A 267-nucleotide genomic window follows, 5' to 3' on the forward strand; every position below is an offset into this window, starting at 1 on the left:
CAACTGACGCCCCACCGGGGCCGCTACGGCCTGGCGTTGAGCGTCGTTGAGGGAATTAAGCAGAAGGGAGAGATCGTCGCGCATCGCGGCATTCTAGGGGGCCGGGGTAGTGAGGGCAAACGCCGCACGACCGATGCGCGCCGCAACGCTTTGCCGACGACCGGCAGGTCAACGCAGCGGCGCTGGGCGCGCTATCGAAAGTAAGGGGTATTCACGGTGAAAATGCCGAGATTGAGCCTTGGGCCAACGGCTTCGGTTGTGTATGCT

Annotated in this window: 1 protein-coding gene; it reads left to right on the forward strand. The window is 63.3% G+C overall.

Features of this window, described 5'->3' with window-relative positions; all coding sequences use genetic code 11:
* Positions 1–204, forward strand: a 204-nt coding sequence (locus AC0IW9_RS30955; RefSeq protein WP_471652132.1) for a hypothetical protein, incomplete at its 5' end; no start/stop codon positions are given.
* Positions 205–267: the final 63 nt, after the last annotated feature.

The sequence above is a fragment of the Belnapia sp. AC561 genome (genome assembly GCF_979252845.1).